At 42.7% G+C, this 14,819-nt stretch carries 14 protein-coding genes and 1 pseudogene; 8 read left to right on the top strand and 7 right to left on the bottom strand.

Translation table 11 applies throughout. From position 1 onward, the window contains the following. Nucleotides 1-70: 70 nt before the first annotated feature. Entirely contained in the window at nucleotides 71-322 is a 252-nt protein-coding gene (locus A4S05_RS08905) for a thioredoxin family protein (protein ID WP_010993969.1), read from the bottom strand. A gap of 279 nt (nucleotides 323-601) precedes the next feature. Between A4S05_RS08905 and A4S05_RS08900 the strand changes: the two genes are divergently transcribed. The 5 genes from A4S05_RS08900 (at nucleotide 602) to A4S05_RS08880 (ending at nucleotide 4,183) form a co-directional block, all read left to right on the top strand. Beyond that, nucleotides 602-1,090 (top strand): heavy metal-responsive transcriptional regulator, encoded by a 489-nt coding sequence (locus A4S05_RS08900; RefSeq protein WP_069069472.1) that lies wholly within the window; start codon nucleotides 602-604, stop codon nucleotides 1,088-1,090. A 96-nt stretch (nucleotides 1,091-1,186) separates the two neighbouring features. Continuing rightward, on the top strand, nucleotides 1,187-1,501 hold the full coding sequence (locus A4S05_RS08895; protein WP_069069471.1) for a hypothetical protein: 315 nt from the start codon (nucleotides 1,187-1,189) through the stop codon (nucleotides 1,499-1,501). 264 nt (nucleotides 1,502-1,765) lie between these two features. Further along, on the top strand, nucleotides 1,766-2,806 hold the full coding sequence (locus A4S05_RS08890; RefSeq protein WP_069069470.1) for a F510_1955 family glycosylhydrolase: 1,041 nt from the start codon (nucleotides 1,766-1,768) through the stop codon (nucleotides 2,804-2,806). A 188-nt stretch (nucleotides 2,807-2,994) separates the two neighbouring features. Beyond that, nucleotides 2,995-3,660, top strand: a complete 666-nt coding sequence (locus A4S05_RS08885) for a class I SAM-dependent methyltransferase (RefSeq protein ID WP_256090887.1) — start codon at nucleotides 2,995-2,997, stop codon at nucleotides 3,658-3,660. An 82-nt stretch (nucleotides 3,661-3,742) separates the two neighbouring features. Continuing rightward, entirely contained in the window at nucleotides 3,743-4,183 is a 441-nt protein-coding gene (locus tag A4S05_RS08880) for a hypothetical protein (protein WP_256090885.1), read from the top strand. A 122-nt stretch (nucleotides 4,184-4,305) separates the two neighbouring features. Here the strand turns inward: A4S05_RS08880 and A4S05_RS08875 are convergent, their stop codons facing one another. After that, nucleotides 4,306-5,223 carry a cation diffusion facilitator family transporter gene (locus A4S05_RS08875; RefSeq protein ID WP_069069467.1) on the bottom strand — a complete coding sequence of 306 codons (918 nt, stop codon included), beginning with the start codon at nucleotides 5,221-5,223 and terminating at the stop codon, nucleotides 4,306-4,308. 3 nt (nucleotides 5,224-5,226) lie between these two features. Then, nucleotides 5,227-7,758, bottom strand: a complete 2,532-nt coding sequence (locus tag A4S05_RS08870) for a heavy metal translocating P-type ATPase (protein WP_069069466.1) — start codon at nucleotides 7,756-7,758, stop codon at nucleotides 5,227-5,229. Between the two features lie 130 nt (nucleotides 7,759-7,888). On the opposite strand from A4S05_RS08870, the gene A4S05_RS38700 reads away from it, so the two are divergent. The 3 genes and pseudogenes from A4S05_RS38700 to A4S05_RS43070 all read left to right on the top strand — a co-directional run bounded on the left by A4S05_RS38700 (nucleotide 7,889) and on the right by A4S05_RS43070 (nucleotide 8,954). Further along, entirely contained in the window at nucleotides 7,889-8,281 is a 393-nt protein-coding gene (locus A4S05_RS38700) for an ArsR/SmtB family transcription factor (protein WP_084227038.1), read from the top strand. Beyond that, a pseudogene (locus A4S05_RS08865) lies at nucleotides 8,259-8,651 on the top strand (sensor histidine kinase); the annotation flags it as partial. The gene A4S05_RS38700 and the pseudogene A4S05_RS08865, both read left to right, overlap by 23 nt. A gap of 174 nt (nucleotides 8,652-8,825) precedes the next feature. Beyond that, nucleotides 8,826-8,954: a hypothetical protein gene (locus A4S05_RS43070; protein ID WP_256090884.1), complete on the top strand. Its 129-nt coding sequence runs from the start codon at nucleotides 8,826-8,828 to the stop codon at nucleotides 8,952-8,954. Nucleotides 8,955-9,107: 153 nt separating this feature from the next. Here A4S05_RS43070 and A4S05_RS08860 read toward each other — a convergent pair whose 3' ends face one another. The 4 genes from A4S05_RS08860 to A4S05_RS08850 all read right to left on the bottom strand — a co-directional run bounded on the left by A4S05_RS08860 (nucleotide 9,108) and on the right by A4S05_RS08850 (nucleotide 14,749). Continuing rightward, complete coding sequence (locus A4S05_RS08860) at nucleotides 9,108-9,596, bottom strand: carboxypeptidase-like regulatory domain-containing protein (RefSeq protein WP_069069464.1); 489 nt, start codon at nucleotides 9,594-9,596, stop codon at nucleotides 9,108-9,110. A 110-nt stretch (nucleotides 9,597-9,706) separates the two neighbouring features. Continuing rightward, nucleotides 9,707-9,865, bottom strand: coding sequence for a hypothetical protein (locus A4S05_RS41435; protein WP_176726955.1), 159 nt, complete (start codon nucleotides 9,863-9,865; stop codon nucleotides 9,707-9,709). An 88-nt stretch (nucleotides 9,866-9,953) separates the two neighbouring features. Next, entirely contained in the window at nucleotides 9,954-13,079 is a 3,126-nt protein-coding gene (locus tag A4S05_RS08855; RefSeq protein WP_069069463.1) for an efflux RND transporter permease subunit, read from the bottom strand. 2 nt (nucleotides 13,080-13,081) lie between these two features. Beyond that, on the bottom strand, nucleotides 13,082-14,749 hold the full coding sequence (locus tag A4S05_RS08850; RefSeq protein WP_069069462.1) for an efflux RND transporter periplasmic adaptor subunit: 1,668 nt from the start codon (nucleotides 14,747-14,749) through the stop codon (nucleotides 13,082-13,084). Between the last annotated feature and the right edge of the window lie 70 nt (nucleotides 14,750-14,819).

The raw sequence follows: 14,819 nt of genomic DNA, 5'->3' as shown, positions 1-14,819 counted from the left end.
TTGTATATGCACAGTATGCTATGCGAATTTACCACCCAAATAGGTGGTAAATTCCTCCTTCTTACTGCCTCTAATTTAGGGGTTGACCTACACCAGCTGCTCGCAACTGCTCTAGATTCGGTTTACCAGTTAAGACAAGTCTTCCATTGATTGCGATCGCTGGTACTGCATTTACTCCATACTGCTGGGCTTTCTCCTGCTCTTGTCGCAGGTTATAGACCGATACTTCACAGTCAGGACAAGTCAGTTCTTGCACCATTTGCACTGTCTCATCACAAAGAGGACAGTCAGCTGTAAAAATCTCAATTTGACGTTTTGTCATGATGTCTACCAAAAATTTTTTCTACTCATTCATTCTGAATCCTCTAGTCGGCTATAGAGTCAACCCCATAGGTAAATATTATTTTTCAAATAACCTTTATTAAAATTTATTGGACATATCATTCCCTAAAATTTGCAAGCCTGCATTGTCAAGTTTTAAGCTAATATTTTTGCCTACAAGTATTGTAATTAAACTTTACACAAAAATTGACAATTATCACTTGACTCTCTAGCCGACTATAGACTTTAAAGTTATAACAACACATAGTAGTAAATAACTATGATTGCTGTCGTGAAACAAGTTTGCTGTGAAGTATCATCCCCAAAAAAGCTGCTGAAAATTGGTGAGCTGGCAAAGCAAACTGATGTAGCAGTGGGAACAATCCGGTATTACGAAGGCTTGGGCTTGATAAAACCAGTTGAAAGAAGTGAAAGTGGCTACCGTTATTACGACTGCGAGGCAATCAACAGGCTGCAATTCATCAAAAAAGCCCAATCCTTACAGTTTTCCCTGTCTGAAATTCAACAAGTGCTAGGCATCCGTTCACAAGGCGACCCTGCTTGTCCACTAGTTCGGGACTTACTTAAACAAAAAATTGCTCATCTTGAGGAGCAGATTTATCGCATGAAGGAACTGAAGGATGAGCTAGAGGCATATCAACAACGTTGGTCAAACCGACCTTTGGATAATCCCTGTAATAAAGAGCTTTGTAGCTTGATTGAGGAAGTTGCTTGCTCTGATATACCTGTTCACAATTTCCGAGACTAGTAAATTTATTACTTGACTCTATACCCGACTAGAGACTTTAGAATGGCTTTAGTTTCTCAGAGACTACTAATTTAACAAAATAATGGAGAGTACAAAATGAACATTAATACAGGCGTTAAGACAGTATTGAGCGGAGCCGTAGCTAGTTTTGCATTGCTTACCTTAACCACCACTGCTTCCTTTGCCAACACCCCAAAGGTAACTGTTACCCCGAATCAATCCACCAGGGCTATAAACGAAGCAAAACTAATTCAAGTGCTGACCAGTCAAAGAACAGTCCCAACGAATCAAACGCCACAGCAGCCAAACCAAACAGGATGTAAGTGCTGCCAAGCAATGATGAATAAGATGCCAGGAATGATGAACAATATGCCAGGAATGATGAACAACCAAGACAGTCCATCAAAATAGAGCTTGATAAATCGTTCGGCGGGAAGCACATTTTAAAAATGTCAGAAAAAACTAGGAGTCCTTAGAAAAGTCTCGCCGAAAAAGACTAATGAATTAATTGCTAAGGAAGCCATCTTATAGTTTAGTTAAGGAACTTAAGGTAAACCAGGATAACTATCGGACTCATTCCTTTTATCCAGAAGCTCAAATCGCCCTTACTTTTGCATTTCATCATAAGTAAACAGCTTTACTACAGCAAAAAACTTACTCAGGAGCAACACAATTATGAGTCAGCCTGACTCAAAAGACCACAACATGATGAAATGGATGGGAATTGCTATGGTGGTTTGCTGTGCCGTGCCCATAGCATTTTCGCTCTTTTTAGGCGGAGGTTTGGGGGTGTGGTTCGGTCGTTTTATCCAGCCACCGACTAGCAATCAGTCAACCAACCAGCCACTCTCTGCCAACCAATCAACCAATCAGCCTCAACCAAAGGCTGTAAATGTATCCTTAGAGAAAGCGGTCAATTGGCAAGCAAATAATCACGTTCATGGTTTGACTGTGAATCGAGATAATCCCAACATTATTTATGTTGCAAGTCATAACGGACTGTTGCAACGTTCTGAAACTGGGGAATGGTTCTGGATGGGAAAAGAGCGAGCTGATTATATGGGCTTTACTACCGATCCAACTGACAGTAACCGCTTTTATTCCAGCGGACATCCACACACAGGAGGTAATCTAGGATTCCAGATCAGTGAAAATCAAGGGCAAGATTGGAAACAGATTTCCATGCCTGGAGTAGATTTTCATGCAATAGCGATCGCACCCAGTAATTCCAACGTTTTTTATGGATGGCCAGCTTCTGGAGCGCAAGGGCTGCATACTTCTACTGATGGTGGGAAAACTTGGAATAAACCCCGCATGAATGGATTAGGCGATGCTCCTTTTGACCTTGCAGTTGACCCGCGAAACCCTGAGCATTTGTTTGCAACTACCCGTTCGGGAATGTACAAAAGCATCAACAGTGGCGATGACTGGATGCTAGTACCTAATACACGGGAAGCTCCTGTTGCCAGTCTAGCTCTGCAAAAAGAGGGTAACACCACTGTAATGTATGGCTATCGCTTTCTCAAGTCAGCACCCGGTGTCTATCGCAGCAGTGATGGTGGTAAAATGTGGGAGAAACTTTGGACTGAAACTAATGGTGTAGTCGTAAAATTAGCGATCGCCCCTAGTAATCCCGAAATATTTTATACGGTAAATGATAACAATGCTGTCTTTCAATCCCAAGATAGCGGCAAGACATGGAAAGAAGTAAAATAAATTTGAAGGCTATCTACATAGTTATAATAACTTGAAATACTAATCGCTCAAATCTGCAATCAAGGCATTTTGAACGTTAGGATTATTTGTAATTAAAATTACAGTTCAGCCATTACCTTAGTTAATCAGTAGAAAGTAATAATGATAGCTTGAGCAAAGCCAGCTGTAGTTCCAGAATTGAGAAAATAATGATGGCTAAGATACATACTGTAGCGTCAAATACAAAAGGTTCTCCAGACTGGTATAAACGCTTATTTGCCTGGATGATGGCTCATGGCAACGCTAAATACGAGGAGGAAATAGCAGACCGAAAACGAGCTTTGTTTGCCCAACTGCATGGCAACGTTTTAGAAATTGGCCCAGGTACGGGCCCCAACTTGTCTTACTATCCGTCTGACATCCATTGGATTGGTATTGAGCCAAACCCTTTCATGCATCCGTATCTACAGCAAGAAGCAGAGCGGCTCGCCTTAGATATTGACCTCCGCAGTGGAACTGCCGAACACCTGGAAGTCGAGGATAACAGCATGGATGTTGTTGTAAGTACACTTGTTTTATGTTCTGTAAATAATCTAGCTGCTGTATTGCAGGAAGTTATACGAGTACTTAAGCCTGGTGGACGCTTCTTTTTCGTTGAACACGTTGCGGCACCTCAAGGAACAATGTTGCGACGGATACAGCATGGAATAAAACCGCTTTGGAAAACGCTTGGTGATGGTTGCCATCTTGACCGCGAAACCTGGTTAGCATTGGAGAATGCAGGGTTTGAGCAAGTAGATTATCAACATTTTCGGGCAAACCTCCCTGCTATCGTCAGCCCTCAAATAATTGGTGTAGCAGTTAAGAAGCTCTAACAGACGTAAGTATAGCCTTAGTTGCAATATGTCAAATTCCTCAAAAGTCATTCATCCCCAACACCTGCTTAATTTACCAGAGTTGAATATCGCTATTTTCTCCTTTCTTCTAAATTTCCTTTGGGAGATGCAGCAAATGCCGTTTTTTCAGGTTTCTTCTGAATTTTCTTGCACAGATAAGGTAATAAATTGCACTGTTGCTACTGTAGGGGATGTTGGAATTTCACTTACCGCTTTTTGGACTGTTGCAATTATGTCCAAGTCGCGCCAGTGGTTTCGTCAGCTAAATTGGTGGCAGTTAAGTAGCTTTATTTTAGTTGGTGTTGCAATTACGATTATTTTTGAAGCTTTAGCTACTGGTGTGCTTGATAGATGGGAATATGCTGATGTTATGCCGACGCTTCCATTCTTAGGTACTGGCTTGCTTCCCTTGCTTCAGTGGATACTGATACCGCCCATAATTATCTGGTTTGTTCAGAGGCAACTTTTTAATGTTAGGTATAAAGATTCAAGGCAGTCTTAAGCTTTCCAATTATGCTGTAACTGAAGAGATCAGTTATTCCTGATCTCCTGTTAAGGGTAAGCGAATAGCAGAGTGTTAGAGCACGTCTAAGTCAATATAGATAAGTATAAACAAGTAAACTCTTACACCACATTTTCTGGAGCAAGGGTACACGGATACCTCGGATCGCCAGTCTCTATCTGAAGCGTAGCGTGTTCAATGCCAAAATGGTCGTGAAGCTCTTGAAAAACCTGTACTAAAAAAGCATCACCTGGGTGTCCTGCGGGCATGATTAAGTGAGCAGTCAGTGCAGTCTCGGTAGTACTCATTGCCCAGATGTGCAAATCATGAACACCAGCCACACCAGGACGCTCGGTCAGATAAGTCTGCACAGCTAAAGGCTCGATTCCCTGTGGTACAGCATCTAATGCTAAATTCACAGAATCTTTCAACAGTTGCCAAGTTCCAACTACCACTACGACAACAATAATTAAACTCACAACTGGGTCAAACCACAACCAGCCAGTAAAAACAATGGCGATGCCAGCTAATACAACCCCTAACGAAACTCCGGCATCAGCCGCCATGTGCAGAAAGGCTCCTCGAATATTTAAGTCTTGTTGACGACCGGACAAAAACATTAGGGCAGTAACTGTATTGATGATAATTCCTACTACAGCAACGCCAATAACTGTACCTCCTGATACTGAGTTAGGTTCGCTAAAGCGACGAACTGCTTCCAAAGCGATCGCACCCATTGCTAGGAGAAGAACAAGTGCGTTGATCAGAGCCGCCAAAATCGAGGAACGACGCAATCCGTAGGTATACTGTCGGGTTGGGAGTCGTCGGGTGAGGGCACTTGCTCCCCAAGCTAATAGCAATCCCAATACATCACTCAAATTGTGACCAGCATCGGCAACCAAAGCAAGCGAGTTTGCTCGGTAGCCATAGACTGCTTCAACAATCACAAATCCGATATTGAGGGCAGTACCAATTGCGAAAGCGCGGTTGTAGTTGCGATTTCCGTGTTTATGTCCCTGATGCTTGTGGTTGTGTACCATTGCTTAATCCTTAATAGTCTTGGTTTTAAATAGCCGCATTCCATTTGCAGTAACTAATAAGGAAGTTCCTGTATCTGCTAAGACAGCTACAGCTAACCCAACAAATCCAAAGGTTCCTAACAGCAGAAACAAACCTTTTGTGACTAAAGAAAAGACAACATTCTGTTGAATTACAGATACAGTGCGACGGCTTAGTTCTACTGCATAAGCAAGTCGTCTGAGGTCGCTTCCCACGATTACTACATCTGCTGTCTCCAAAGCAATATCTATTCCACCAACCGCAAAACTGATATCCGCAGCAGCAAGTGCAGGGGCATCGTTAATACCATCCCCAACCATACCTACTACTCCTTTTTGACGCAGGAGTTGAATTTCTTCAAGTTTATCTTCGGGTAGCAGTTCTGCTCGGTACTCTGTAATTCCAACTTGCTGGGCAATCTGCTTGGCAACAGCAGTGCGATCGCCTGTCAACATCACTAACCTGTTTAATCCAACCCGCCTCAACTGTCGCAGGGCTTCTGTCGCTTCCAAGCGGATGCCATCGGAAAGTGCGATCGCTCCCAATAACCCTTCATTTGTTCCTATCAGTACCGGAATTTGACCGAGTTGTTCAATTTCAGTTAACAAAGATTCAGCCTTATTAGATAAGTGAATACCTTGGTCTAAAAATAACCGTTGATTGCCTACGAAGTACAACAGATCGCCCTCCGGGTACTTTCCGAGTTCTCCTTTGGAGTACGCAGTCGCTACAACAGGGGGCTTTGGGGTTCCTACGACAGTGGGGTTGAGGGGAAACCCTCCAACGCGCTGCTCCCTAAAGTTCGCCTGAATTCCTTTCCCAGGTAGTGCCGTGAAGTTTATAGGTGTTTCTAACTCCATGCCTTGTTCATGAGCCTTGGCTACGATTGCCTTGGAGAGCGGATGTTCTGACTGTTGCTCAAGTGAAGCTGCAATCTGTAACACCATGTTTGCGCTTACTTTGCCAAGGTCATAAACCTTTTGTACAATGGGTAGCCCTTGCGTGATTGTACCAGTTTTATCAAAAGCAAAAGTAGTCAAACGTCCGGCGGTTTCCAGCGCATTACCCCCTTTGAACAAAACGCCCTTACGAGTTGCTGCACCAATGGCGCTTACGATTGAAACAGGAGTAGAAATGACTAAAGCACAGGGACAAGCTATTACCAACATCACTAGCGCCCGATAAACCCAAACGTTAAAAGGTTGAGCAAAAGCCAAAGGCGGAATCAGGGCAATGGCGATCGCAATCAAAATTACAATCGGTGTGTAGACCTCTGCGAACCGATCCACCCACTGCTGGGTGGGAGCGCGGCTTCCTTGAGCTTGTTCCACCAGATGAATAATTTTGGCAACGGTGGTATCGCCTGCTGTGTGGGTAACTTTTACTAACAAAAAACCTGTCTGATTCATTGTCCCGGCATAGACGGTATCGCCTATTTCTTTATCTACTGGGACTGATTCTCCTGTAATTGGAGACTGATTAATGGAACTGTTACCAGAAATAACTACGCCATCCAACGCCACGCGCCCTCCTGGTCGAATCGTCAACATTTCGCCTAAGCGCACACTCTCTACTGGAACTGTCACCTCCTGATTTCCCCGCTTCACAGTAGCAGTAGGTGGAGTCAAATCCATCAGAGCGCGAATTGCATTGCGGGTTCGACCAAAAGTGAAAACTTGCAAGGTTGTACCCAAAGAAAACAGAAAGACGACTAGTGCCCCTTCAAACCAGTCCCCTAAAATCACTGCACCGACAACTGAAATTGTCATTAACAGATTCATATCGGCGCGGCGCAAGCGTAACTCAAATAAACCTGCCCGTGCAATCGGATAGCCAGCAATAACTATGCTGATGCCATAAAAAGCACGCGCTAAAAAAATAGGCAGCGCTAAATATTGAGCGAGTAAACCTAAAATTAATCCTATTCCTGCGAGAATGACACTTTGCCCTCGGCGGTTGGAAAGCCAGAATTTCCAGTTTGTCGCAGCGGTATTCTGAGCAGGCTTGGAAACTGAATGAGCAGGGGTATGATTGTGACTGTGGTCGTGTTCGTAATCATAGGGATTAGCATCACGGCTGTGTTCGACTGTATAACCCAGAGAAGTAATCTGGTCTAAAATTGTCTTTTCACTAACTTGCTGTGGATCATAAGATAGTTGCAATCTTTCAGTCGCAAAGTTGACTGATACATCACTTACACCTGGGAGTTGCTGCAACCCAACCTCAATTGTCTTGGCACAGCTTCCACAGTCCATCCCACCAACCTGTACTTGTAAGGTTTTGGTAAGAGCCACATCAACGCTATAGCCCAAAGCAGTAATGGAATTTACGATTTCAGCTTCACTCAAGACATCTAAGTTGTAGGAAACCTTTACCCGTCCTGTGGCAAAACTCACCGAAGTTTCTGTCACACCACTTAACTGCTGCAAGCTGGCTTCAATTGTCTTAGCACAGCTTCCGCAGTCCATGCCACTAACCTGGAAGGCTTGAGTTTTAAAGGAGGGTATTTGAGTCATGACACCTACAAAAAAGGCTAAAAAGCTAATTGCTAGTATTATAGCTAAATAGTTGAACAGTTATTCAATTGTACAAATATTATTATTTTATGTATACTGAGATTGATAACCATTGCCTAAATTACACACCGTGAACACGCCCAAGCGAAAGCAGGACTTGAACTTACTTCAAAGTTTTGATGCACCAACCTGTGATACCCATCTGGTACATCTAGATAATGTACGCTCAACTCAGGCACAAATCTTGTCTACAGACAAGGCAAAACAGATGGCAGAAGTCTTTGGAATACTTGCAGATCCAAATCGTCTGCGGCTGATATCAGCTTTGGCTGACCAAGAGTTGTGTGTTTGTGATTTAGCTGCGTTGATAAAAATGACGGAATCAGCTGTTTCTCACCAATTGCGATTATTAAAAGCGATGCGTTTAGTTAGTTATCGTCGAGAAGGCAAAAATGTCTATTACAGCTTGGCTGATAGTCACGTCATCAATTTATATCGCTCTACTGTTACGTGTACTTTCTAATCTAATTGCCAATGCTGCTATTCAATGCACCCCTGCTGGCGGTTATGTAACTATCATCCTCAAGCGCAGCAACGCTGATGCAGTGATTGAAGTTCAAGATACAGGTATTGGCATTGCATCGCACGAGCAAAAGCGGATTTTTGACCGTTTTTATCGAGTGAATAGCGATGCCTACGGCGGGCTGCGCCTACGCTCGCGTCGTACTGGTGGATCTGGATTGGGATTAGCGATCGCGACTGCAATTGTTCAGGCTCATGGAGGTAGTATACAGGTGCAAAGCCAAGTCGGTAAAGGTAGCACCTTCATCGTTCACTTGCCCTTGACTGGAGAACCGAAGCAACTGACCTATCTATCAACAGATGAGAATTGAATACCCTCCTAAAGGATATAAATGAAATCACTAAAAAAGTTAAGTTTAACAACTTGTCTTTTGACGTAGGCTGTGGCTTCACCTATCAAGTATTAATCAAACTCTAGCACCATCTCCTTCATCTAAAGAATTAGCTCAGTCAGAAAAAACTGCAACTAGCACGAATAAACAAAAGTGGAATATTCCGGCGATCGCAAAAGCGCTATTACCGATTTACAGCAAGCTGCAATTCTGTTTCAACAAGAAGGAGATACCCAGAGGTATCAGCAAACACAAACTCTCTTTCAGCAGATTCAGCAGTAAGCAATATTCAGGCTCGAAATTAGGTAAAAATCATTTTTAATCAGCTTATTTTCAGGGTGGGCAAGCAAGGCTTACCTGAAATTTAGGCTAACTTAATGAATGACTATCAATATGAGCCATAACTGCCCTGCAAGCGATGCCTAAATACTCGGATTACTGATTAAAACTAAACCTACCGTTGACTTTTTCTGTGCCAACATTCGCGGTAACTTTCACTTGATATTGACCCGCTATAACTCCCTCCAACTTGGTAGCGTAGTGTTTACCATCAGCATCGTATGTTAGGGTAACTGTTTTTTGCTTTCCATCTGGTGACTGAATATCAGCAGTAACTTTCGCATTTGGAACTGCTTCGTGTTTGTCACCTGTTTGCAAATATAAATCTAAGTGAGTCGTGCTACCTTCTTTCTCAGGCACAAACTCTAAGTGATATTTTCCTGCTTCAACGACTTGAGCATTTTTACTACCCGAGCCACCATGAGCAGATTTTTTAGAGTTGGCTGTGGTTCCTGTATTCGTTGCGGTTTCTGAAGTAGCCACAGAAGGATTGCTACTGGACTCAGAAGCTTGATTACCACAAGCTCCCAAAAAAAGTAATCCTATACTGGCGAAAACAACAAAGCCTAATTTGAATGATTGCATTGATTTACTCCTCATTGATTATTAGAAAAATTTAGCTAAATCCCATACGTAGTGCATGAATATCTCTACATTCCCAGGTGGACATCTGGGAAGAATTAATAAGTTAAGTGTCATATAACTGAACCTTGAGTAACAACGATAGACTCTATTTCTTCTGGTGCTAAAGCAGAAGCTTGAACTTGAATTTCTACTTGGGGCGGAGCGAAAGTAGGAAATACGTCGAGGGGCATTTGCGTTATGACGCGCAATCTCCACAAACTAATAGTCATCAAGATGACTCCAAATTTATGCAAGGCTAACAATTATATTTGGATGTTTCATTAAGAATTCTAGTAGATATAATTTACATAATATTTATCATTGCTCAAAAACTGCTTTTGGTACTTTGCCATCCTCTATAACTGAAATAGTACGTTTAGGTAGCAATAACTTACCAAAGTTAGCATATAAAGCTGGTAAGACCATTAAAGTTAATGCTGTAGAAGTAAACAATCCACCTAGCACCACTATTGAAAGAGGTTGCAAAATTTCTTTACCAGGGCCGCTCTCAACTATCAAAGGTGCTAACCCTAAAGCTGAGGTAAAAGCTGTCATTAAGATGGCATTAAGCCTTTCCATTGTCCCTTTTATCAAAACTTCTTTTATTGACATTCCTTCAGCAAATTTGGTGTTGTAATTATCCACAAGTAACAAACCATTGCGGGTAGCAACTCCAAATAGAGTGATAAAGCCAACCAAAGAAGCAATAGAAATAACGCCACCAGTCAAAGCTACTGAAAATACTCCCCCCACCAACGCCAGAGGCAAGTTAATCATAATCATGGCGGTAGAAGGGATAGATTTGACAGAAAGATACATAATTATTGTAATTACGACAAAGGCGATAGCACTCGAAATTAAAATATTTTGAGTTGCTCTTTCTTCTGCCTCAAACTGTCCCGCATACTGGATATAGTAACTAGAGGGTGGATGTACTTGCTGTTTAACTTTAGCTTGAATTTCATTGACGATAGAGCGCAAATCCCTACCATTAGCGTTAGCAGAAACAACAATCAGACGGGAGACATTTTCTCTATTTATAGTATTAGGCCCAGTACCATTTTCAATTGTGGCAACCTGTGCTAAAGGAATTTTTTGACCGTTAGGAGTATCAACTAATAAATTGCGAATAGTATCTAGATTTTGCCGTGCATCTGACTTTAACCACACAACTAAATCGAAAGTTTGTTGCTTTTCTAAAACTTGAGAGACTACTCGTCCATTGAGAGCAGTTTCAATAATTTCAGATAGTTTTCCTACTGTCAAACCATATCGTGAAGCAGCAAGTCGGTTGAATTCTATTTGTATTTGCTCAATCGGTATCTGGGGTTCTAGTTGTAAATCTACAATCCCATTCACAGTTTTCATCACATCATCAACTTGCTGTCCAATGGTGCGGAGTTGTTCTAGGTCGGGGCCGAAAATTTTGACAGCGATCGCACTCCTCACCCCAGACAATACCTCATCCATACGATGCGAGATAAAACCACCAATATTTGGCGCTACCCCTGGTAATTTCGCAAATTCCTCCCGTAACTTCTCAATTGTCCCTTCCCTGTCTTTCAGCCCTACGTCGCTTAACTCGATATCCAAGTGTCCCAAATTCACCCCGGCTGCATCCCCGTCTCCTGGCGCACGTCCAGAACGCAACTGCACATAAGGAAATCTAGAGTCTCCCTTAAGTGCGTGCTGAAGTGTTTCACCAGCTGCATTAGTAGCTTCCAGAGAAACCCCCGGATAAAGAGTTAGAGTATTTACCAAAGTTTGCTCTTGAAACTCTGGTAAAAATATTCTGCCAAAGGAAGGGACAATTACAGCCGCAGCCACTAAACTTGCGATCGCAGCGCCTATAACAATTCCAGAATGTCGTAGAGAAAATGTTAATAGAGGATAGTAAAGCCCCTTAAAAAATCTTGCAACCCAAGGTTCTGTTTCTGGCAAGCGACCATAAGGTAATAAGATTGCACATAAAGCCGGAGTCACCGTTAATGCAGTAATACTAGAGGCGATAACTGCTGCCATATAGCCCAATCCCATTGGAATAAAAATGCTGCCTTCTACACCAGCCAAAGCAAAAACTGGGGAGAACACAACTATGGTAATGATGGTAGCTCCAAATACCGAATCGCGTACCTCTTGACAACCGTCAAATACAACATCTAAAACTGGACGCGGGTTGGGGGAATATTTATTTTCTCGCAGGTTACGGTAGACATTCTCGGCATCGACAATTGCATCATCAACGGCTGAACCAATCGCTACTGCAAGTCCTCCCAAAGTCATAGTATTTAAACCTTGTCCCAACCAATTTAGTAGTAGCACTCCTAATAATAAAGATAAAGGTAGAGCAGTTAGACAAATAGCTAAATTTCGCCAATTCATTAAAAATGGAATTAGAATTAAGGCAACAATAATACTACCTTCAATTAAAGCCTCTCTAACATTTTCAATAGAAGAATCAATATAGTTTTCTTGTCGAAAAGTAGGTGTGACTTTGATATCTTTGGGTAAACCGGCTTGAATCTCTAACATTGCCGACTCTATGGCACGGGTGACAGTAGGAGTATCGGATTGAGGCTGTTTATTAATCATTACAATAACCGCCTTTTGACCGTTAAAACTACCATCACCCCGTTTAATAGCCGCACCAATTTGCACATCAGCGATATCGGAGATATTGACAGGCGTACCATTACGAGCAGTAATTACTGATTGCTGTAATTCTTCGATAGATTCAATTCGCCCAATCCCCCGAATTAACTTTTCTCGGTCAGGAGTAATTAAATAACCACCTGGAGCATTGACATTAGCAGCTTTGGCTGCTTGCTCTACGTCTTCTAAAGTGACATTAAAGGCTCTTAGCTTCGCTGGATCAACTAATACTTGATATTGGCGAACATCGCCACCATACGCCACTACTTGACTAACGCCAGGCACAGCTAAAAGGCGATTTGTCACTTGCCAATCAACAATGCGCCGCACTTCCATTAAAGAAGTGCTTTGGGAGGTGAAGGCATATTGTAATACAGTTCCAATGGGAGAGCTTGTAGGGGAAATTTGTGGAGTTTCTACCCCTGATGGCAGCTTACTTTGAGCTTGTTGTAATCGCTCTGTTACTAGCTGGCGAGCTTGATAAATATCAGTATCCCAGTTAAAAATGACTTTGACAACAGAAATTCCGGCTGCTGAAGATGAGCGTACTGCTGTCACTCCAGGAGTACCGTTAATCGCACTTTCAATTGGTAAAGTTACCAGGGATTCTAATTCTTCGGGGGCGAGTCCTGGTGCTTCAGTTTGAATTTCAACTTGGGGTGGTGCAAAGTTAGGGAAAACATCCAAGGGCATTTGGATAATCGTCCGAAATATCCAAATTGTGAGGATAATTGTACCAAGAATAACTAACCAACGGCGAGCGATCGCCCATTTGATGATAGCACTGAGCATCTTTATTGTTGAGTATTTTTACTGATAATTATGACTTTTGGTTCTTCATGAGGCGCGCGGTGGTTATCATCTGAGTTTGTAGAACCATTAATAGAATCTTCTGGTACATCATAGGCTTCTGCCCCTACTGGAACTAGTTGAGGCTTGCTGCGACGACCTGCCATGAAACCTACAGCAGCTATTGCAGTTCCTCCACCTGCTCCTAGCAACCACAACGGTACTGGGAAGCTGGGCGTTTTAACTTCAGTCGCTTGTGCAGGAGCTTCTTTTGTCTCACCTGTTGGCTTAGTACCACCCCGCAATGATTGTGCATAAAGTTGTGGTGCGCGTTGAGTGACAATCATATCGCCCTCAAATAAGCCACTCTTAACCTCAACCATATCTCCAGAGGTTTGTCCTAAAGTCACTTCAACTGTTTGGTAAGCATTACCATTTTGCACGTAAACAACTTTCTTACCATTCGCGTCAACCACTGCTGAGGTCGGAATAGCTGAAATAGCAGAGGACGTTTGGTCTGTTAAGACTTCTAGCTCTGCAAACATTCCTGGTTTGAGTTGCCGAAGAGAGTTATTTACCTCTGCTTGTACTGGTACAACTCGTGTTTCTCCTTCTACTACTGTACCAATCCGGGAAATTCGTCCAGAAAAGGTACGCTCAGGCATACTGGCTACTTTTAGAGTCACCCTTTGACCAGCTTTAACTCTACCTAAATCTTTTTCATAAATGTTAGCTGTGGCAAAAAGCCGACTATCATTGACAATCGTCATCAATTTACCACCAGCATCATTAAAAGTTTGACCGATAGTAACTTCTCTATCAGCAACCTTACCAGATATAGGAGCGGTTACTGTTACTAATCCCTTAGCATTGGGAAGGTTTCCCAGTTGAGCAAGTCGAGTTTGATAACTAGTATTACTGCGATTAATATTTGACTTTGCTAGTTGAACTGATGCTTGGGCGCGTTTAAGTTGATTTTCTGCCCCGATAACGTCCCGACGGCTGTTAGCTTTGGTAAGTTCGGCTTTTGCCTGGGCTAGCTGGGTTTGAGATTCCAAGGCATTGCGTTGGGGTAAAGCACCTTCAGTGGCTAACTGCTTGTCTTTGTTGTACTTTTCTTGAGCAAAATCAACTTGACTCTGTGCTTGAGCAATTTCAGAGTCGGCTATTTGTTGATATCTTTGGTAATTTTGTTGAGCCAGTCTTAAGTCAGCTTGGGCCAGCTGTAAATCAGCTTGACCTTGTGCTAATTTGTCCTGAGATTCCACGCGTAATGTAACCAAGCCTGGACTAGTAACTATAGCAACAGGTTGACCAAGCTTTACTGATGCACCTGGTTCCACCAACAATTCAACCACTTTCGCCCCTTCAATTGGGGTAGTCACTTCTACTTTTTGGTTAGGAAGAGTCTCTATTTGTCCAGTGGTTTTAATGCCAATGGCTAGCCGCTGACGTTGGACAGGCTCGACTTTAATCCCTAACCGTTTGGCTGTGTCGGCATCAACCTGAATAGAATTATTCGTTGAAGTGGCTTCACTTCCTCCTTGAAATTCGTCTCCATGTCCAGCATGAGCCAGGACAACTGCGGGACTTGCTAATAACAACAGGCTCAGGAATGTGCCAGAAACATAACGAATAGCTGTAGGTGTTTGGGAACGCAAAGAGTTAGACATCGCTACTAAAAATCCTTGAGTATGGGAGGGAAGAAATTGCGAACAGTCAAAATTACTTTTAAATTTTAGA

It is taken from the genome of Nostoc sp. KVJ20, from assembly GCF_001712795.1.
In the GTDB taxonomy this organism is placed as follows: domain Bacteria; phylum Cyanobacteriota; class Cyanobacteriia; order Cyanobacteriales; family Nostocaceae; genus Nostoc.
Note: the sequence above shows the minus strand (reverse complement) of the source record. Positions and strands in the feature narration are given on the sequence as shown.